The 20,695-nt window shown below is 59.2% G+C and carries 16 protein-coding genes; 9 read left to right on the forward strand and 7 right to left on the reverse strand.

Features of this window, described 5'->3' with window-relative positions:
- Positions 1 to 1,004 precede the first annotated feature (1,004 nt).
- Entirely contained in the window at positions 1,005 to 1,934 is a 930-nt protein-coding gene (locus ABFX35_RS10440; RefSeq protein WP_346080936.1) for a LysR family transcriptional regulator, read from the forward strand.
- Here ABFX35_RS10440 and ABFX35_RS10445 read toward each other — a convergent pair.
- From ABFX35_RS10445 to ABFX35_RS10460, 4 genes are all read right to left on the reverse strand, one after another.
- A complete protein-coding gene (locus tag ABFX35_RS10445) occupies positions 1,921 to 2,622 on the reverse strand; it encodes a DUF6250 domain-containing protein (protein WP_346080721.1) in 702 nt (233 codons plus the stop codon). The two genes, ABFX35_RS10440 and ABFX35_RS10445, sit on opposite strands and share 14 nt — an antisense overlap.
- 37 nt (positions 2,623 to 2,659) lie before the next feature.
- Positions 2,660 to 5,416, reverse strand: a complete 2,757-nt coding sequence (locus ABFX35_RS10450) for an exo-rhamnogalacturonan lyase family protein (protein ID WP_346080723.1) — start codon at positions 5,414 to 5,416, stop codon at positions 2,660 to 2,662.
- A gap of 4 nt (positions 5,417 to 5,420) precedes the next feature.
- A complete protein-coding gene (locus ABFX35_RS10455) occupies positions 5,421 to 7,700 on the reverse strand; it encodes a TonB-dependent receptor (RefSeq protein ID WP_346080725.1) in 2,280 nt (759 codons plus the stop codon).
- Positions 7,701 to 7,782: 82 nt separating this feature from the next.
- Positions 7,783 to 8,784 carry an ABC transporter substrate-binding protein gene (locus ABFX35_RS10460; RefSeq protein WP_279028490.1) on the reverse strand — a complete coding sequence of 334 codons (1,002 nt, stop codon included), beginning with the start codon at positions 8,782 to 8,784 and terminating at the stop codon, positions 7,783 to 7,785.
- 653 nt (positions 8,785 to 9,437) lie between these two features.
- Here ABFX35_RS10460 and ABFX35_RS10465 point away from each other — a divergent pair.
- From ABFX35_RS10465 to ABFX35_RS10485, 5 genes are read left to right on the forward strand one after another with little or no spacing between them, the layout of a single operon-like run.
- Entirely contained in the window at positions 9,438 to 10,253 is an 816-nt protein-coding gene (locus ABFX35_RS10465) for an energy transducer TonB (protein WP_346080728.1), read from the forward strand.
- A 10-nt stretch (positions 10,254 to 10,263) separates the two neighbouring features.
- On the forward strand, positions 10,264 to 10,956 hold the full coding sequence (locus ABFX35_RS10470) for a MotA/TolQ/ExbB proton channel family protein (protein WP_346080730.1): 693 nt from the start codon (positions 10,264 to 10,266) through the stop codon (positions 10,954 to 10,956).
- A complete protein-coding gene (locus ABFX35_RS10475; protein WP_095848237.1) occupies positions 10,957 to 11,358 on the forward strand; it encodes an ExbD/TolR family protein in 402 nt (133 codons plus the stop codon).
- Between the two features lie 12 nt (positions 11,359 to 11,370).
- Positions 11,371 to 12,957 carry an ABC transporter permease gene (locus tag ABFX35_RS10480; RefSeq protein WP_346080732.1) on the forward strand — a complete coding sequence of 529 codons (1,587 nt, stop codon included), beginning with the start codon at positions 11,371 to 11,373 and terminating at the stop codon, positions 12,955 to 12,957.
- Positions 12,958 to 12,975: 18 nt separating this feature from the next.
- Positions 12,976 to 13,734: an ABC transporter ATP-binding protein gene (locus tag ABFX35_RS10485; protein WP_279028478.1), complete on the forward strand. Its 759-nt coding sequence runs from the start codon at positions 12,976 to 12,978 to the stop codon at positions 13,732 to 13,734.
- Positions 13,735 to 13,765: 31 nt separating this feature from the next.
- Here ABFX35_RS10485 and ABFX35_RS10490 read toward each other — a convergent pair whose 3' ends face one another.
- On the reverse strand, positions 13,766 to 14,623 hold the full coding sequence (locus ABFX35_RS10490) for an SDR family oxidoreductase (protein WP_279028475.1): 858 nt from the start codon (positions 14,621 to 14,623) through the stop codon (positions 13,766 to 13,768).
- 160 nt (positions 14,624 to 14,783) lie between these two features.
- Between ABFX35_RS10490 and ABFX35_RS10495 the strand changes: the two genes are divergently transcribed.
- From ABFX35_RS10495 to ABFX35_RS10505, 3 genes are all read left to right on the forward strand, one after another.
- On the forward strand, positions 14,784 to 15,173 hold the full coding sequence (locus tag ABFX35_RS10495) for a winged helix-turn-helix transcriptional regulator (RefSeq protein WP_279028473.1): 390 nt from the start codon (positions 14,784 to 14,786) through the stop codon (positions 15,171 to 15,173).
- Positions 15,174 to 15,659: 486 nt separating this feature from the next.
- Positions 15,660 to 17,354, forward strand: a complete 1,695-nt coding sequence (locus ABFX35_RS10500) for a polysaccharide lyase family protein (protein ID WP_346080736.1) — start codon at positions 15,660 to 15,662, stop codon at positions 17,352 to 17,354.
- 245 nt (positions 17,355 to 17,599) lie between these two features.
- Positions 17,600 to 18,349: an oligogalacturonate-specific porin KdgM family protein gene (locus tag ABFX35_RS10505; protein ID WP_279026469.1), complete on the forward strand. Its 750-nt coding sequence runs from the start codon at positions 17,600 to 17,602 to the stop codon at positions 18,347 to 18,349.
- A 115-nt stretch (positions 18,350 to 18,464) separates the two neighbouring features.
- Here the strand turns inward: ABFX35_RS10505 and ABFX35_RS10510 are convergent, their stop codons facing one another.
- Together ABFX35_RS10510 and ABFX35_RS10515 are read right to left on the reverse strand one after the other, a co-directional pair.
- Complete coding sequence (locus ABFX35_RS10510) at positions 18,465 to 19,886, reverse strand: coniferyl aldehyde dehydrogenase (RefSeq protein ID WP_346080738.1); 1,422 nt, start codon at positions 19,884 to 19,886, stop codon at positions 18,465 to 18,467.
- Between the two features lie 120 nt (positions 19,887 to 20,006).
- On the reverse strand, positions 20,007 to 20,684 hold the full coding sequence (locus ABFX35_RS10515) for a type 1 glutamine amidotransferase domain-containing protein (protein ID WP_346080740.1): 678 nt from the start codon (positions 20,682 to 20,684) through the stop codon (positions 20,007 to 20,009).
- Between the last annotated feature and the right edge of the window lie 11 nt (positions 20,685 to 20,695).

The following is a 20,695-nucleotide window of genomic DNA, read 5'->3' on the forward strand; positions in this document are numbered from 1 at the left end:
GCCGCGCAGCGGCCGCCTGATATGGCGCAGGCGCGGGGTCGTTAGGGGCCGCGCCCACGGCCCCTAACTCGGGCGCGAGCTACGGTGCGACAAAAAACGACCGAGTTATAGCGACCGAAACCCTCTCGGTCAGGGCAAAGAACATTGCCAAAACAGTACTCTGCCGCCACCAGCGTAAAGGGAATTGCCTTAATCATACTGTGTTTCTTTGCGGCAATCGTACACGGCAATTGTCAGGGCCGAAGGCCCGGCCCCGACACCCCGGCCTGCGCTTAACATGGCCTGCCCGCTACGCGGGTACCCTCGCCGCGTCCCCGTCGCCGGACGGGTCGGCTACGACAAACATCCCTGTTTGTCTCGCCTCAATCGACCGTCCGTGGCCGATTGCCCCTGGCAACGGTGCCTTGCTCGGCAGCCCAAGATGCGCGCTAAACGTCCCCCCCAATCTATCGCCACCGGGCAACCTAACCACCAATTTTGACATGGGCTAATTTATTCAATTTCAAAGACGATTTATGTGGTGAGTGGAGCACGGGTGTGAAAGCCATTGAAGGCGCCGAACGGCGGAACGTAGCATAGGCGAAACCGCCAGGACGGCGGTTTCAGGCGAGACAGGCAGGGACGCCTGTCGTAGCCGGCCGTTGATGCGCAGTGACACAGTGAGGGCAGCCGCGCAGCGGCCGCCTGATATGGCGCAGGCGCGGGGTCGTTAGGGGCCGCGCCATCGGCCCCTTACTCGGGCGCGGGCTGCGGTGCGACAAAAAACGACCGAGTTATAGCGACCGAAACCCTCTCGGTCAGGGCAAAGAACGTTGCCGAAACAATACTCTGCCGCCACCAGCGTAAAGGGAATTGTCTCAATCCCCCCAAGCCTTCTCCCCCGTCACCCAAATTATTTTAGGTATAGCTAAAAGGAATATAAAAAAGTTATCTATTATTTTTTTATTGGTGGAAAGCCCGCTAGTCTGGGCGCTAACTCCCACACTTGTGCATAACATCCGATGATGAATATCGATCTACGCCAACTGCGCCACTTTATCGCCCTGATTGAACATCGCAACTTCACCGCCGCCGCGCAGGCGATGCAGATCTCACAGTCGGCCTTCAGCCGCAGCATTCAGGCACTGGAGCAGAACGTGGGCGCCCGGCTGATCGACCGCCATAACGATCTGGAACCCACCCGTAAAGGCCTGGTGGTGCTGGAGCACGCCCGGCGCTTAACCCACCAGAGCCAAGATCTGCTCAACGACATCGCCGCCTTCAGTGAAAAAGAGGCCGGCGAAGTGCAATTTGGCTGCGGCCCGGCGCCCGCCGCATGGCTGATGCCCCAGGTGATCGGCGCTTTTTCGCGCCACTCGCCGAAGATCCGCCTGGTGTTCCGGGTGGACAACTGGCAGGCGTTGGGCAAGGGGCTGTTGGCGGAAAAATTTGATTTTATCGTCGCCGATACCCGCAACTTTGAGTTTGATGCCCGCTATACGGTGCAGCCGCTCACCCGCCACCGCTGGGGGTTTTGCTGCCGGCAGCAGCACCCGCTGGCGGCCTTTGACGAAATCACCGTCGAACAGCTGTTCAGCTACCCGCTGGCCGCCACCATCCGCCCGCCGAACCTGCACCGGGCGCTGGTGCAGCTGAGCGGCCGCCAGGACATCCGCACCAGCATCGAGTGCGAAAATGGCTACAGCCTGCTGGACGTGATCCGCCACTCGGATGCCATCGGCACCACCAACCATTTCAAAACTCCGGCGCGGCACGGCCTGCACATGCTGAAAATCGCCGGGCTGGATGACAACACCGATGAGTTCTATACCCATTACGGCATCATCTCCCTGGCGGGCGCCCGGCTCCCCTGGCTGACGCAAACGCTGATGGCGACCTTCGTGCAGGTCGATAAAGATCTGCACGGCAACCCGGCCGCGGCTACAACGGCATGATGGCGAAATCCGTAATCACCTGGCGCGACCACACGGTGCGGAAGCCGAAATAACCCGCGGCGGGCGGTGCGGCATAACGCGCCTGGAAATAGGGTTCGCCATCCACCAGAAAACGGGTGCCGCCGCTGCCCACCTCGATCACAATCTCATATTGCCGGTTGGGCTGCAGCAGGTGTTGGGCGTCGGTAAACTCACCGAGCAATTGGCGCTGCCCGCGGCCGTTGTAGTAGCGAAAGCGGGTGGTGCTGTTCCAGTTGCCGCCCATCCCCACATAGTAAAGATCAAGATCGTCGTATTCATTCAACACGCCGCTGCGGGTGAACAGATTAGGGTTTGCCGGGTCGCGCGCCGCCCAAAACTGGTTCAGATCGGAAAGCCGATCGTAGGGCCGCCCGGCCAACTGCACTTCACGCACAAAACGAATGCGGTAGGCGCCGGAAAGGGGGTGATCCAGCCACACGGTCAGGCCGGCGGCGCTCTCCAACGTCAGTTGGCCCGGTTCGGCCTGCACCAACGTTCGCTGCGGATCCTCCTGCTCCACCCGCCAATGCCAGGGCATCGCCGCCGGCGCGGGCGCCCAACGCAAAAGGTATTGGTGTTCAGCCTTGGGTGATGAAGAAGGGCAACAGTCAATCTCCTGTGGCTCGCCCGGATCCGGCTGCTGCACAGCGGTGTTTAATTCCGTCATGTTTTTTTCCTGTTATAAGCCTGTCGGCGCGGATGTGTTAGTGGGAAGGCACCGGGGCATCCAACAGCGCCAGCAGCGCCAATGCCGTTAGCCCCCACTGCGCCACCGCATTGGTGGCAAGATTAGTGTCGCCGGTGCTGCCCGAGCGTTTGTCGATGGAGGAGTCAATCCCGGCCTCTTGCAACGGCGCCAGCACCGCCGGCGGGCGGATCAGTCGGGTGGTGGTGTTAGGTTGCACAATCCCCCCTTCCCCGCTGAAAAACTCCCGCCAGGCGCGCGCCGCCAACGTTTTATCCTGTTGATGCCAGGCGGCAAAGGCGGTCAGGCGAGCGTGGCCCTGCACCAGGTTGAGCTTTTTCACCGGCTTGCCGACGAACGCGCTCAGCGCCGGCAGATCGTTATATAACCGGCAATAATCCATCCAGGCGTGCGTAAAGCCCTCGTCCGGCAGCAGTTGTAGCAGCTCGCTGCAAATTTCCGCCAGGCCAAACACCGCGCTCAGGTGGGAAATAAACAGCTGTTCCGGCCCAGCGGGGGCGAATACGCCGGTATCAGGATCCATCTCTGCCAGGCCGGTAAAGAAGCTGTGCGGTTGGGCGGCGATCGAACGCATACTTTTCAGCAAGCGTTCACGCATCTGTGGATCACCATGCCGCTCCCAGGCCGTCAGCCAGGCGGCGGCCATCGCACTCCAGTCAGTGCCGAAATAGAGGCTAATGCGCTTAGGATCGTCCGGCGTCTGTTGGCCGATCTTTCGCCCCGGCATCACGTCGCGCAGGGTGCGCACCCCTTCGATTTGTTCATCCATCAGTTCGCCGATGCGCTCATCGGCGGTGAGGTAGTACAGGAAGCGGCGGTTCGCCACGGTGGAAATGCGCAGCTGTTTGGCACTGTCGCCCCAGTGGCGGACGTTGTGCCGGGAGCCAAGCGGTTTGAAACGCCCCAGGTGATAAACGTCCACCTCGCCGGTGTGGCGCGTCATCGCCTCCGCCATGCGGAAGGCCTCCGGGCGGCCGCTGTGCAGGAAGTAGTACCATAGCCACAGATCGGTACTCAGCTCGGAGTTATCCCAGGCGTAGCCCCCGACGTCATAACGCCAGACGTGACGATCGCTGTCGTAGGTATGCATAACATCGCCAAAATCCCAGAAGCCATACCATTTGCGCTGCTCTACTTCCTGGCGGTAAAAATCGAAATACCACGCCAACTGCGCGGCGAGATCCTGATGGCGCGGGCTCACGGCGCTGGCCGGCGCCCACACCGGGCCAAACACCCGTGCACGCCAGAGGTCTTCGGCGTTCGCCACCAGCAGCGGCGGCTGCTGGATACGCCGGGCGATATCCACGAAAGCGGCGTTATCCGGCGTTGACGGCAGCACGTCGATAAACAGCTCGCTGGTGCGCGCCACCCCGTGCGGCGTATCAAAGCCGGGTTCGTAATCTTCATAGGTGATATCCAGCGCTTCCCGCTGGGCTTTAAAGGTTGTCAGCCCCATTTCACCGTGCCAGGCGCGCATATCCATCGGTTCCGCCCACGGCGACCACAGCCAGAGCGTGACCGTCGCCTGTTGCTGATGCGCCCCGGCGATTTCCAGGCAAGCCGGGTAGCTTTGCCAAAAGTTGCGGATGCCGAAAGCCACCCCGCCCTGCGGTGAACCAAGATAGCCCACGCCGGCGGCCCGGCTACCGGTAGCTGACAGCAGCCAGCCCAGCCCCGCCTCCGTGCGCTTGTGGATCTGGTAGCCGTCGGGGTGGTGTTGCGTTAGCCGGTAACTGCCAAACGCCGGGATGTAGCCAAGGCCGGCCGCTACCTGGGGCGCAAAGTCCGCCAGCGGCGGCGTGGCCTTGCCGCTTAGCTGCGCCTGCGTAACCTGGGCGCCAGGATCGCGCCGCAACCCGGTCAGGCCGCGCACCGCTTCGGCGAAAACGCCCCCCTCGTTAGAGGCGAAGCGCACATGGCGATCGTGCAGTTCGCCCTGCAACGGCACATCAAAGGCCAGCCCAATGCCCTTCACGGATTGCTGCGGCCGATCGTTATCGTAGATCAGCGTATGCACTACCCGGAAAGAGGATGAACCGGCATAGCAATACAGGCGCACGATAAAGGGGACCCGGCTATTTTCATCCTGCTGATGGCTGCCGCGAAGAGTGATGACCGCCCGCTGCGGCCCGTTCTGTTCCAGGGTGACGGATCCCGCCTGCCCCTGAAACGCCGCCACGCTGTGCGTGCCTTCCGCCTCATCGCCGGACTGGATACGCAGCACCAGCCGCCCGCGGGTGAGCGCCAGGCGATCGTTTTGCCACACCTCGTCAATCAGGTACCGCCCGCTGCGGGAGACGCTAAAGCGCATCTGCCCGGTATCGACCAGCCAGCCTTGTTCGGTTGCCGTCGCCAGGTTCCGCTGCGGCGCGGCCTCGGCGGCGGTGGGGAGCAGAGTGAGTGCCCCGGCGCGCGGCGTGGCGGCGCCCAGCGCATGGCCGGACCATTTCACCGAACCATCCGGCCACCAGGCCAGCGGCCAGCTCTGCAACGGGTATGCCTGCTGCCCGTCCTGCAGTAAAAAGCCGCTTCCCGCCGGCACCGCCCCTTGCGGCCAGGGGGCGCCCCAGGTGACGCCGCTCAGCGCCCGTGGCGGCTGCCCCTCCAGCCAACGTAACTGCACCGCGTGGGGCGTTGCCGCCGCCCCGGCATGGCTGGGCGCCGCCGCAGTAGCCGATTTCCACAGCGGCAGCGCCAGGGTCAGCAAGGTGCTGTCGCGCAAAAAGTGCCGCCGAGAGTAAGGAAGATTGCGCATTACACTATCCTTTAAAGTCATAGCCTACCGTCAGGCCAACCATGCGCGGATCGCCCAGCGAACCATAGGCCGAGCCGTAATCCCCGGATTTCATGACGCGGTAGTAGGTTTTATCCAACGCGTTTTTCATCCACAGCGAGACATGCCAGCCGTGATCGCCCTGCTTGCCGCTCAGGCCGGTCGCCAGGTTCAGCACGCCATAGGCGGGAATGCGGGTGTAGGCCGAGTTGTCCACGGTGCCGTACGCCCAACTGCGCCACGACCACTGGCCGGAAACGAACGCCTGCAGATTATTAAAGGTGTTCCATTCATAACGGATACGGGCGTTGTAGCTCAGGCGCGGCGAGTTGAACACCCGCTGGCCGGTCAGATCGCAGGTGGCCGGGGCGCCGGCCTGCAGCGAGATTTCCGCCGGGCATTTGGCGTTGGTGAAGTTCAGGTACGAGGCATCCAGCAGGGTGCCGTTAAGGCTCAGGCTCAACCCTTCAACCGGGTAGACCGAGAGCTGCGATTCGATACCGCGCGAGCGGAACTTCCCGGCGTTGATCAGGTAGCTGCTGAGCGTTTCTTCGTCATAGGCGGTCGTCTGGAAATCACGCACTTCGCTCCAGAACAACGCCGTATTCCATTCCAGCTTGCGCTGGAACCAGTGGGTTTTCACCCCCAGCTCAACCGCCCGCGTTTTTTCCGGCTCGATGTATAACGAGCCCAGGCCCGCCTTGGCCGCCGCGCCGGAAGAGATATTCAGCCCGCCGGCTTTTTCGGCATAGGCCACGGTGAGGTAAGGCGTAACGTTCGGCGTGGCGTACCAGTTGGCGCTGATGGTCGCCGCCGGCAGGTGGTTGGTTTGCGCCAGATCGCCGGAGTCAAAATCGTTTTTATTGATGCGCTTAAAGGAGCCGGTCTTTTTCTCATAGGTTTGGCGCACGCCGGTGACCAGATCCAGGCTGTCACCCAGGTGCCAGGTGCCGTTGGCATAGACCGAGAACGCCTTGTCGTTCAGCTCGCCAAAGCGCTGGACGAATTTCCCGGTGTTGCTGGTGTTGCCGTACCAGCTCGTCACCTGGCTGCCGCCGTCGTAATAATCGTGCGCGAAAGTGTCCATATTTTCGCCCCAATAATCAGCGCCCAGAGTGTAATCCACCAGGCCGCCTTTCGGCGAGTCAACCCAGAAACGCTGTTCCCAGATGCGATCGCGCACGTCGGCGCCGCTGTTGGCATACAGCGGGATATTTAACGCATCGGCGGTTTGCGGCAGGAAACGGAAATAACGCCAGGATGACAGCGAATGCAGCGCAAAGCCGTTCTCCAGCTTCACATTGGCCTCCAGTGCCGCGCCGCCCTGGGTGACGCGGTTTTTCGATTCGTCGTCCAGCGCCACTTTCCGCCCTTCCACCACCTTCACGCCCAGCGCCTGCGCCCGGGTTAAGAAGCCGTCGGTGCCATTCACCGCATGGGTGCCGACTAACGACATCACCGGGTAGCTGGTCGCTTTGCTGTAATCGCCGATAAAGCGCAGGTTAACGTTATCCTGCGGTTGCCAAAGTAGCTGCCCACGCACGCCGCTGTTATTGCTGCCGCCCAGCTTGTGGCCGTTTTCGACGTTGGTGACATAGCCGCCGCTTTCGGTGTGCGACAGGTTGATGCGCCCGGCCAGGGTGTCACTCAAAGCACCGGAGGCCATCAGCTTCGACTGCACATAGCCGTGCTGGCCGACTGATTGCTCCAGGGAATATTCCGGGGTAAAGGTGGGTTTGCGGCTGCGGATATCTATCGCGCCGCCAGTGGTGTTAAAGCCGTACAGGGTGCCCTGCGGGCCTTTCAACACGTTTACGCTGTCAATATCCAACAGATCGTTGGCCAACATGCCCGGGCGCGACAGGCGCACACCGTCCAGGAACAACCCGACGCTGCTCGGCATACCGATGTTGATTTCGCTGCCGCCGCCGTCGCCTATGCCGCGAATGGTGACGCGCGTATCCAGCGTATCGGCGGCGGCAATATCCATCCCGGTCACCGCCTGCGGCAGATCCTCAAAGCGATACAACCGCTCCTGTTCCAGCGTTTTGCCGTCCACCTGCGAAGACAGCGTGGTTTGCTGGCGAACCAGAGGGCGTGCGGCGCTGACCTTAACGCGTTTGAGCTGCACCGCTTGGCCGGCGGCCGCGGTCGCCGCCGTTTGTTCTTCTGCGGCTGTCTGGGCCGCTTGTACGCCCACCGGCACCGCCAACAGGCAGCTCATGGCCAGCGGATAGCGCCAAAAATAACGGTTATTAATAGTCATTATATTTTCCCCGAGTTTAAAACAGCCTATTCCCCGTATGCCGGGAATAATTGATAAAAAGAAATAGCAGCCGTGTGATTAATCACTGCGCTTTCAAAAAATCATCGTTTAACCAATTATCGATATTCACTGGCTGGCGAATTAGGCGCGCTTCCAGCGCAGTATTTATCGATAGTTGTAACTGTGCTTTAAAAGCACTATCCAGCTCTGGTGATAACCGCTGTGATAACGGCGGCAATCCATCCCATTCCTCACGCAAAATAGCTTCCGGGTAACCGGATTGTTTTGCCAGCAACTGAATAAACTCGTTTTTATTTTTTTCCTCGCTGGCCCAGGCCGCAGCGTGGCGTTGCACGTTAATAATCCGCCGCAGAATATCCCCATTACGGCGGGCGAATTCGCCGTCAATGACGATCAACCCGCTAAGCTGCCCGGCGCCGTTAAGCACCTGGGTCGATACCGGAATATCCGCCACACCCTTATCCCGCAGCGCCAGGGTATTGTTGCCGCCCCAGGTCGCGTCGATCTGCCTGGCCGCCAATGCCGCGCTGGCGGCAGCAAAATCAAGATTGATGATTTTGACATCTCTGGCCTTCATGCCCTGCGAATGCAGCGCGGCCAGGAAGGACAGCTCGGCGGCGGTGCCGCGGAACAGGCCAACGCGCTTGCCTTTTAGATCGGCCAGTTGGTGAATATCCGCGCCCCGCGGCACCGCCAGATAATGGTTGATACCACGCGCCGCGGCGCCAATAACCTGGGTATCCAACCCGCGCGAACGGCCGATAATACTGGCCAGATCCCCCAGGTAGGCCACGTCGATCTGGTGGTTGGCAAAGCCTTCGTTAATCACCGGCCCGGCGCCTTTAATAAACAGCCAACGCACGTTGATGCCATCCCGGCCAAACTCCTGCTCCAATAATTTCTGCCGGTAAATCACGTCAATCAACCCGCCGCCGGCCGGTTGCTCGCCGGCGCCGATATCCGAAACCGCAATGCGGATTTCATTCGCCGCGCTGGCCGCCCCGGGCCAAAATACGCTGGCCGCCAACAGGCCAAAAAACACCCACCCTTTTGCCACTTTCATTTTTTACACCCATTTTTTATTTTGCGTTTATGCCCATAATCCACCATCATCGCTCCGGCAACATTTAAACGGCAGAAAACAAACTGGCTAATACATAAAACGCATTTGTATTTTTATTTATTCGCTAAACCAGTCGCAGCGGCAATATAACGCCACTATGCAGCACATGAAAAAAAACTATGCTCAGTATGCATTAGAGTTAAAAATGAAATTACGATTAAGTTGATGATAATCACTGTCAACGTGCATTTCCCTATCCAATACCGGCAATGATGAAAATAAAAGAAATGAAATGTATATCGATATGCATATAGCGAATTTGACATTAAACGCTAAGGACGAAAAATCGAATTCATCCTCTGTACCCAAAATAATTCGAGTTGCAGGACAAAAACGCAAAAGCGTTTTTGAACAGCGCTAGCGCTGGCCCCGTAGGGGTGAGGCCGAATGGCCGAATCACGCGGCGACGCAGCGAGTCCCCAGGAGCTTACTTGAGTAAGTGACTGGGGTGAGCGACAAATCTGCCGGGAGCAGATTTGAACGCTGCCGGCAGCGGCCCCATCGGGGCGAGGCCCAAGGATGGGCCGAGTAATAAAGCCAACACACCTGCAGCTTGAAGTATGAAGGGTATTTGTCGCCTGGAGAACAGTTTAATGACCCAAGTAATCTATGCCGGTGAACCTGAGCCGGCCTGGCAGCCAACAACAACGGAGCCGGCGGCCGCTGCGCCACTCGGTCGCCGGTTTGTGCCGCGCACCGGGCTGGCCGGCGCTTCGCGGCCTGAACGATGGCTGGCCCTACTGCTGGTCGTGGCGCTGCATGCGGCGGCGCTGCTGCTGTTGCAGCGCACGGCGATCCCACCGCTGCTCACGCCGCCGCGCCAGTTGCCGATCAACATTGAACTCACCGCCGCGCCACAAGAGCCGCCGCCGGTGGCCGAAGAACCACCCGCGCCCCCGGCACCGGTAGAAAAAACGCTGCCGGTGGATGAAAACGCGCTGCAACCGCCGGCACCGGTGGAAAAACCGCGGCCGCCGGCCAACGTGCCGGAAAAGAAAGTGCAAAAACCACTGGAGAAAAAACGCCCGGTCAAACCCGCCAAACCGGTAAATAAAACGCCGGCCACACCGGCGCCGGCCCAACAAGCCGTGGCAAATAACGCCGCCAGCCAGCAAACACAGCCGATCACGCCGCCGCTGGCCAATGCCGATTATTTGCATAACCCGGCGCCGGAATACCCGGAAGCCGCCATCACCCGGGGGCAGGAAGGCACCGTATTACTGAATGTGCAGGTTGGCGCCAACGGCAAAGTACTGTCCATCCGCCTGCAAAAATCCAGCGGCTACGCCGCGCTGGATAAGGCGGCGCAAGAAACTGTGCGGCGCTGGTCTTTCGTACCGGCCCGCCGCGGCAGCCAGGCCGTCAGCGGCTCGGTAATTGTTCCCATCGATTTCTCGCTTGACTCATGAGGTAAAGGTTATGACGCTCGGACACATTGAACTGGCTTCCCCTGAGGGCGCCGTTATCCTGCTACTGCTGTTTTTCTCGGTATTAACCTGGTTCATCGGCTTGATCAAGCTGGCGCAATACCTGCGCCAGCAGCGCCGCGATAAGCGCTTTAAACAGCTGTTCTGGCAGCAGGAGGATCTGCACCAGGCGCTGAACGAGAGCCAACGCACCGGCGCGCTGGCCCAGTTGGCCCTGGCCGCGCTGGATGCGCCGGCGCACCTGCAAGGGCGCAAAACGCTCGACGCCCAATTACCGGACCGGGTAGAGCGCGCGCTGCAACAGCAGATCCAACGTGAGCGCCGTTCGCTGGAAAGCGGCCTGGCGATCCTCGCCAGCATCGGCAGCACCTCGCCGTTTATCGGCCTGTTCGGCACCGTATGGGGAATAATGGCCGCCTTGCAGAGTATCGGCCAGACCGGCTCTGCCAGCCTGGATACGGTGGCCGGGCCGATCGGCAATGCGCTGATCGCCACCGGGATCGGGATCGCGGTCGCCGTGCCGGCGGTGCTGATCTACAACTATTTCCTACGCCGCCTGAAGCTGGCGGTGGCCGATATGGACGATTTCGCCCACGACATTTACAGCGTGATGCAGGCCCAGGGCTTTCAGGTGAGCGGCAGCCCCACGCCTTTCGAAATCAAAAACATGCGGGAGGCGGTGTAAATGGCGTTTTCCTCGCAAAACAACGAAGACGTGATGAGTGAAATGAACATCACGCCGTTAGTGGATGTCATGCTGGTATTGCTGGTGGTGTTTATCGTGACCGCGCCGATGCTGACCAACGCCATCCCGATCCAATTGCCCAAAACCGCGGCGGTGGCGCCGGCCGAACAGCAGGATCCGCTGGTGGTCAGCATCAACGGCGAACAGCAATTTTTTATCAATAAAGAGGCGATTGAGCGCGAACAACTGGTGCAACGTCTGGCGCAGGAGAAAGCCGCCAATAGCAACCTGATTGTGCAGGTGCAGGCCGAGCAGAGCGCCAACTACGGCATCGTCGCCGGGCTGCTGGCCGATCTGGAAAAGGCAGGCATTACCCGCCTGTCGCTGCTAACACAAAAATAAGCCTGCTTAGCCATGATGCGTAAAAATGCTTTGCCGGCCAACGCCGCGCCCCCGCTTCCTTTTTCCGCCGCTGCGGCGGCAGCGGGCTACTATGCCCTGCTGGTGCCGTTGCTGCTGTTGGGCGGCTGGTGGCTGGCCAGCAGCCACGGCTGGATGTCGGCGCAAATTTTGCCTTCGCCGGCGGTGGTGTTCGACAGCGCGCGGGCCTTTATCCCGGAAGAACTGATCCATGAGCTGCCCATCAGCCTGTGGCGCCTGGCGCTCGGGCTGGCCGGCGGCATTTTCGTCGGGCTGGCGCTTGGCGCCCTGTTTGGCCTAAGCCCGTTCGCCAACCGCCTGTTAATGCCGATTTTTACCGTGCTGGTGCAGATCCCGACCCTGGCGTGGATCCCACTGCTGATGCTGGCGCTGGGGATTGGCGAGGCGCTCAAGCTCACCATTTTAATCAAATCGGTGGCGGTGCCGGTGGCGCTGTATACCTGCATCGGCATCCAGCAAACACCGCAAAAACTGTATGAAGCGGCGCGCAGCCTGCGCCTGCCGCCGCTGGCGTTTGTGCGCCGCCTGATCTTGCCGGCGATGCTGCCCTACCTGATGACCGGGGTACGGCTGGCCTTTTCGCAAGGGTGGGTAGCGCTGATCGCCGTGGAACTGCTGGCCTCAAGCGAAGGGCTCGGTTATCTGCTGGTGCAAAGCCGGCAGCTGTTTATGCTGGATCTGGTGTTTGTCTGCATTTTCGTGATTGGCGCGTTTGGCTTCCTCGGTGAAAAAGGCCTGCTGTGGCTGACCCGGCGCTGGGTGCACTGGCCAGCGCAGGTGATTAGCCCAGATAACCTGCGCACCCCGGCGGCGGGCTTTTCCCTGGCGGGTTGGGTGGTGCCGTTACTGCTGGCGGCACTCTGGCAGTTTGCCGCCGCCCACGGCCTGTTGGCCAGCGCCTTCCTGCCGGCCCCGGCGGCCGTCGGGCGCACGCTGTTCGACGGCCTGTTCAACGGCACGCTGGCGGACGATCTGGCCGCCAGCCTTTTCCGTATGCTACAGGGCTTTGCGCTGGGCAGCGCGGCCGGCATGTTGGCCGGCGGGTTGCTCGGCAGTTGGCCGATGGCCGATCGGCTGTTCAGCCCGCTGCTTTCCGCCCTGCGCAGCGTGGCGGTGTTCGCCTGGCTGCCGCTACTGACCGCCTGGTTCGGCCTGGGGGAAATGGCCAAAATCGTATTCATCGCGCTGGCGACGTTCTTCCCGGTGCTACTAGCCACCCATCAGGGTATTGCCCAGTTGCCGCCAATGCTGCAGGAGGTGAGCCGCATTCTGCAACTGACGCCAGGCCAGCGCCTGCGCAAACTGGTGCTGCCTGGCATGCTGCCGGCGCTGTTTTCCGGGCTGCGGCTGGGGCTGATGCACGCCTGGGTCGGCACCATCGGTGCGGAATATTTTATCTCGTCCGGCGACGGGCTGGGCAGCATGATGATGCGTGCCCAACAATTGCTGGCAGCCGATCGCATTCTCGCCGGCGTGGCGCTGATAGCGCTGGTGGCGGCGCTTTCCGCCAAGGCCATTGCGCTGGCGGAACGCCGCCTCACCGCCTGGCGCTTTCACTAATAACCCTACGGAGCCGCTATGTCGCTGCAATTTAGCCATATCAGTAAATTTTTTACCGTCAACGGCCAGGCGCTCCCTGCCCTGCAGGAGATCAACCTGGCGCTCGCCCCGGGCGAACTGGTGGCGATTATCGGCGCCAGCGGCTGTGGCAAATCCACCCTGCTGCGGCTGGCCGCCGGGCTTGAGCAAGCCGAACATGGGCAGATCAGGGTTAACGGCCGCCCGCTGCACGGCATTCCGCCGCGGGTGAGCCTGGTGTTTCAGGAAGCGCGGCTGTTCCCCTGGCTGACAGTGGCGGATAACATCGCGCTCGGCATGGAGCAGCAGCATTTGCCACCGCAAGAAACCGCCCGCCAGGTGGCACATTACCTGGCAATGATGGGATTGGAGGGGTTTGCGCAGGCCTGGCCGCACCAGCTATCGGGAGGGATGGCGCAGCGTGTGGCCATCGCCCGCGGGCTGGCGGCGCAGCCCAGCATCCTGCTGCTGGATGAACCGTTCGGCGCGCTGGACGCGCTCACCCGCCAGCAGTTGCAGGACAGCCTGGCGGCTATTCGCCTGCAAACCCATCTAAGCATTTTACTGGTGACCCACGATGTGGAAGAAGCGCTGTTTCTGGCAGACCGCATTGTAGTGATGTCCCCGCGGCCGGGGCGTATCCGCCATGTTTTGCCGGTCGAGCTGCCGTGGCCCCGGGCGCGCACCGGCCAGGCGCTGCAACAACAGCGCCAGTTGCTTTGTGAACTGCTGGAACAACCTGGGGCCAGCGTTGCCTGATATGACGGGGGCCTTGAGCCCCCGCAAGCGGTTACAGCGCGGCCAGCGCAGCGGCGATAACCTGTTGATAGGTCGTGGTTGGGCGGCCGATTAATTGGCTCAGCGTATGGCTGTCGTCATAGAGCGCGCCTTGCGCAGCGCCCACGTCAGAATCGGCCAATACGTCGGCCAGGCCGGCCGGCAACCCTGCGCCTTTTAATGCGGCGGCAAACTCGGCCTGCGGCATGTCCACATAGTTAACCGCCTTGCCGGACTGCTGTGCAATCTCTGCGGCAAACTCGGACAGCGTGTAGCTGTCGTCGCCGGCCAGCTCGTACACCTTGCCTGCCTGCCCATCCAGTTGCAGAACCTTGGCGGCGGCAAGCGCATAATCTGCGCGGGCAGCAGAAGCAATACGCCCGTTTTTTGCCGCGCCGATAAAGGCGCCATGAGCCAGCGCCGGCGCAATGCTGGCGGCATAGTTTTCGCTATACCAGCCATTACGCAGCAGCACGAACGGCAGGCCGGACTGCTGCAATGCCGCCTCTGTCTGGCGGTGTTCTTCACCCAGCAGCAGCGGCGAAGTTTCCGCGTGCAGCAGGCTGGTATAGGCGATCAGTTCCACCCCGGCGGCCTTGGCGGCATCGATCACCGCCTGGTGCTGCGCGGCGCGTTGCCCAACTTCGCTTGATGAGATCAGCAGCAGCTTACTCACCCCCTGGAACGCCGCTTGCAACGTGGCCGGCTGGCTGTAGTCCGCCTGCCGCACCACCAGGCCCTGCTTAGCCAGATCCTGCGCTTTCTCCGGGCTGCGTACGGCGGCGACAATCTGGTTAGCCGGAACGGTTTTCAATAATGCCTCGATCACGAGGCGGCCCAGTTGGCCGGTAGCACCTGTAACTGCAATCATAACAACCTCTATTCAGTGTGATGTGATAAGCAGGATCGTCCTGCACTGCCGGAGCCATTCCCGGCTTTCTCTGTACGGCAATCACTATAAAAGATATACTATCCTTTGGTAAGTACTTACCTTTTTGTTAGTGTTAATTTTATTTGTCATGGGGAAAACGATGCGTAAAGAGAACGGTGCGGGCCTGCCGGCGGTTCGGTACGGCAAGCTGCTGGATGCCGACTGCCCCTCCCGCGTGATACTGCAGCATATTGTCAGCCGCTGGGGGATTCTGGTGCTGATTGCGCTGGATGATGAGACGCTGCGTTTTAGCGAACTGCGCCGCAGAATCAGCGGCATCAGTGAAAAAATGCTGGCACAAACGCTGCAGACGTTTGAGAAGGATGGGTTTGTGCACCGTGAAAGCCTGCCGGTGGTGCCCCCACATACCGAATATTCTTTAACGCCGTTAGGGCGGGAAGTGTATATGCAGGTAATTCAACTGACGGACTGGATTGAGTTTAATCTGCCGAAGCTGCTCAGCGCCGGCCGTAAACCCATGGCCGGCTAAAATAGCGCCCGCCCCACAACCAAGACGTCGCCCAGGGATGGGCCAGGTAATTTTTACGACAACCATTAATTTCTGCGATGACGAATTGTATTTTATGTGATACGGATCCGCGCGCCCTTCATATCATTGCCTGATAAAACGCCGACATGGCAATATCATAAAGGTGCATCGCCACCTTCCCCTCTACTTTAGCTATGTTGTCGTCACAAAGGCCAATGGCCAAAATAATTTAGATTGCGGCCAACACGCCTGCAATCTGAAGTTTACCGGGTATAGGTAGAGATACGGATATCTGATGGTCATTAGCAGGACGCAGGCCCCGCCATATCGGCCCCTTCTCATCATCATCATCATTATTATCCACGCCTAAAAATTAAAATAACACTCACCGTCTCCATTGGAGATAATTTAAGGATGACGTTAACACCGCTCGCACGGCATTGATAATGTCAATTAACACCAAGAGGGATGATTGTGAAAAAAAGCATGTTATTTCTGATTGGATTTGTTCTGTCGCCTTACGGCCACTGTACGGCTCCTGTTGCATTAACCACTTCCGGGCTAAAAACCACGCTGGACAATGGATTGATAAAAGTTGAATTCAGCGAAGACGGCAGCGCCGCCAGCATTATAAAAAACGGCGAGAATATCGTGACTCACCTTTCCGGGGCGGAAAGAGATCCCAGCAAACGGCGCAGCGCCTATCTGGATTATTATGTTAAAGGCGTAAAAGACTTTACGCCAAACCGGGTTGACGTTATTAAAAACGGGCCGGAGATGGCGCATATTGCTTATATCGATGACCAGCGGGGATTATTGCGCCTGGAATATCATTTGATTATGCGCAAAGGCATCAGCGGTATTTATAGCTATGTCGTCGCTGAAAATGCGGGAAAGCAAGACGTGGTCATCAGTGAGCTGCGCAACGTCTACCGGTTCGATCCCGCCAGGCTTGATCATCTTTATAACGGCGTGCGCACCGGGCAACCGTTGCTTTATGGCCAGCTTGAGCAATTACCGAAAGTACAAGATGAAACCTGGCGTTTACCCCAAGGCGAAGTGTATTCCAAATATGACTTTGCCGGTTATCTGCACGCGCTCCCTTTCTGGGGCGTCTTCGGCCATGGCGTCGGTGCCTGGCTGATTCACGCCAGCCCGGAGTACTTTTCTGGCGATGCGCTAAAACAAGAGCTGCTGGTGCACCAGGATGCGATCATCCTGAACTATATGACCGGCGCGCATTTTGGCACGCCGGACATGGTCGCCCGCCCCGGCTGGAAAAAACTCTATGGTCCGTGGCTGCTGTATATCAACCAGGGTAATCAGCAGCAAATGCTTAACGACGCCAGCCGGCGGTCAGCGGCCGAAAAAGCCGCCTGGCCCTATCGCTGGCTGGATGACAAACGCTATCCGCTGGAACGCACCACGCTGAACGGCCAGGTACATAGCCAATGGCCCGTGACCGTCATACTTTCCTCATCCCTGGATGAAGCCATTAATCTTCAGACGCGGGGTTATTCTTTCCAGGCGGTCACCGACAGCGAAGGCAAGTTCAGCATCGGCCACGTCAGGCCAGGGGAATATAAACTGGCGGTGTATGCCGACAGCGGCACGCAGCCCGGCATCCTGGCGCAACAAACCGTCACCGTTAGCGGCAACCACCAACGCTTGCCGGATATCACGATCCCCCACGCCAAACCGGTTATCTGGGCTATCGGCCAGGCAGACCGTCAGGCCGGCGAATTCCGCTTCGGCCATGAAGCCCGAAATTATCGCTGGCAGAATGCGGTGCCGGCCAACCTGACGTTTACCATTGGCCGTAGCGATTACCAGCGGGATTGGTATTACGCCCAAACCAAGCCGGGGAAATGGGATATTCGCTTTGCCATGCAGCCCAAGAACAAAACCTATTACTTGAATATTGCGCTGGCCGCGGCCAGTAACGGCTCAATGAGTAACCCGACGGCGCCGGAACTGGCGGTGGTGGTTAACGGGAAAACGATTCAAACGCTGAAATATGAGAATGACAAAACCATTTACCGCGGCGCATTGAAAAACGGCCGCTATCACTTTAAACAGATAGCGATAACACCGGCACAGCTTAAAAAAGGCAACAATACAATCTCCCTGGAATTGAAAGGCGGGAGTGTTATGTATGACGTCATCACGCTAAGCGAATAAAAATATACCCTTCATACTTCAAGCTGCAGATGCGTTGGCTTTCCTCGCTCACCCCAGTCACTTGACTTCGGTAAGCTCCTGGGGATTGATGAGAGACATCCTTGTCTCTCACCGGAGGCTGGCCAGAGGCCAGGAAAATTCGTTCCTGACGAATTTGTCACTGCGTCGCCGCCTTTCTGCAACTCGAATTATTTTGGGTAACTTAATTAAGCCTTTGTCATTTAATCGTTAATAATGGGATAAACATGGAACTGTTAAAAAGTACGTTAATTTTCGCCACACTCACCGTTATTCCTTTCACCCAGGCCAGTGCGGAATCCTTTATCAATAAGGTTTCATTTGATTATCGGCATGACTACCGGGCGCGGGATCGCACACACTACGACAAACTAACCTTCGCCGCACAGCTGCCTGAAAATTTTTCGTTTGCGGTTGAAACAAAATTTAAAACCGGCGGTGCCAACACCAAGGATAAATACTACAACGACACCGTATTAAATGCGGTGGAGATGACGCTCGCCAAAAAATATCAGTTCGGCAATTTATCTATTTCGCCGCTGTTTCAACCAGAATTCAACTCAACACGCACCGAATGGAAATTTGGCGTTTCCCCCTGGTATAAAATCAATGACAGCTGGTCGATCGGCGGGTTATATCGCATCGAATTAACCGACTACGCGCATGATGATGTTTGCAATACCGTGGGGACGGTATGCACCACGAATAAGCACCGCACCGTTAATCGGGTAGATGGTTATCTGCGTTATCGCTTTAATGATTTGGTCACAACCTACAAAATTATCTATATGCATGGTGATGAAGATCTTTTCGCCAACAAGAAAACCAACTATGAGCAAGAATTGCAATTTAATTACAATATGGGTGAACAAAAAGAATGGAGCCCTTATATCAGCTTTGGCGACATTAGCCGCTCGGCAAAATCCAGTGAGCGGCAGTTTCGTTTCCGCTTCGGGGTAGCGTACGTGTTTAAATAATCCGTACAGGCCAGCCGCCGGCTCGCGCGCGTTGCAGGGCAACACACCCCTATCAGCAATGCGGCGAGCCTATGCGCCCTATTCTCCAGCATGCGGAATAGGGTGTGCTTAGTGGTTACTTACCGGCCAACAGCGCTTCAATCTGGGCCAGCCCTTCGGCATAAGGCGCGCGCATACGCAGGTTGGACTCCCCGCCCGGGCTTTGTACCACCACCGCTTTGGCGTGGCTGAAACGGCGGAAGCCGTGAATACCGTGATAAGCGCCAATGCCGGATGGGCCAACGCCGCCGAACGGCAGGGTTTCAACCGTGGCGTGGGTCATCACATCGTTAATCACCAGCGCCCCGGAGGTGGTGTGTTCGGCGAACGCTTGCTGGCGCGCGGCATCATCACCAAAGTAGTAGGCGGCCAGTGGGCGCGGATGCGCATTGATGTAATCCAGCGCTTCATGGGCATCGCGGTAGGTTTTAATTGGCAGAATCGGCCCGAAAATCTCTTCCTGCATCACCCGCATCTCATCGGTGGCATCCAGCACCAGCGTCGGCGCCAGCTTGCGGCTTGCCGCATCGGCATTGGGTTCGCCCTGCGGCTGCAGTTCAACCAGCGTCGCGCCTTTGGCGCGGGCATCCGCCAGCAGTTCCTGCAAACGCTGGAAGTGGCGATCGTTAATGATGGCGGTATAGTCCGGGTTATTTTGGATGGTCGGGAATGCCCGGCCGATAAACGCCCGTGCGTGCTCGACAAACGTATCGCGCGCCGCCGCCGGCAGCAGCACGTAATCCGGCGAGATGCAGATCTGGCCGACGTTAAAGGTTTTCACCGTCAACACGCGCTCGGCGGCCGTTTTCACGTCGGCATCGGTATCAATCAACACCGGCGACTTGCCGCCCAACTCCAGCGTGACCGGCACCAGATTTTCGGCGGCGGCGCGCATCACATGGCGCCCCACCCCGGTGCTGCCGGTGAACACCAGATGGTCAAAGGCCTGGGCGCTGAACGCGGCGCCGACATCGGCATCGCCCAGCACGGTACTCAGCTCCAGCGGATCAAAATAGCGGCCGATCAGTTCCGCCAGCAGTTCCGCGGTGCGCGGGGTCAGTTCGGAAGGTTTGAGCAACGCGCGGTTACCGGCGGCCAGGATCCCGGCCAATGGGCTGAATGCCAGATTCAGCGGAAAGTTCCACGGGCTGATAACGCCCACCACGCCAAGCGGCTGGTATTGTATGCGTGCCTGCATGCCTGGCTGCGGCGCTTCTTGCTGCTCCGGCTGCATCCACTGCGCCAGGTTTTCCTGCGCATAGCGCAGTGCCGCCACCGAAGAGGCTACGTCGGCCATCAGGCTCTGGTAGGTGCTGCGGTGGCCGTAATCGGCGCTGATCGCCGCCGCCAGCGCCTGATGATGTTGGGTCAGCAGCTGTGCCGCGCGCGCCAGACGATCGTGGCGCAGCTCGGCGCTGGCCGGCCCCGCCTGTATGTGCGCCTGTTTCATGGCGGTGACGGTAGCGGCCAGCGTTTGGGCCGTAACGGAATTATTCATGGTGACTCCTGAGTCAGTATTTCAGCTTAATGCCATAGGCTATCAGCGGCGATGAGGCACGCGCCGATGCGCGCGCCCGACAACATGTTGCAGATCATGCGCGCCGATAGCGCCCAAGGCTTAAGCCAGCTTTTTCAGCAGGGCTTCAGCAACGGCTTCAGAGCTGGCGGGGTTTTGGCCGGTGACCAATTGGCCGTCAATCACAATGTGCGGCTGCCAGTCCGGCCCTTTTTCATAATGGCCGCCCAGGCGTTTAAATTCGTCTTCAATCAGGAACGGCACAACGTCGGTCAGCTGCACGGCCTCTTCTTCACTGTTAGAGAAACCGGTCACCTTGCGGCCTTTGACCAGCGGTTGCCCATCGGCCGCCTGCACTTTGCGCAGCGCGCCCGGCGCATGGCAGACCAGGCCAAACGGCTTGTTGGCGCGGTCAAAGGCTTCGATCAGCGCGATGGAAGCCGGATCTTCGGCCAGATCCCACAGCGGCCCGTGGCCACCCGGATAGAATACGGCATCGAAATCAGCCGCGTTCACTTCGGCCAGCTTGCCGGTATGGGCCAACGCCGCCTGGGCTTCAGGATCATTACGGAAACGCTCGGTCGCCGCGGTTTGGGCATCCGGTTCATCGCTCTTCGGATCCAGCGGCGGCTGGCCGCCGGCCGGGGAAACCAACGTCAGCTGCGCACCAGCGTCTTTAAACACATAGTAAGGCGCGGCAAACTCTTCCAGCCAAAAACCGGTTTTCTTGCCGGTGTTGCCAAGTGCATCATGCGATGTCAGTACAATCAGAATTTTCATATCGGGTTCCT

The sequence above is a fragment of the Gibbsiella dentisursi genome (assembly GCF_039539505.1).
Lineage (GTDB): Bacteria > Pseudomonadota > Gammaproteobacteria > Enterobacterales > Enterobacteriaceae > Gibbsiella > Gibbsiella quercinecans.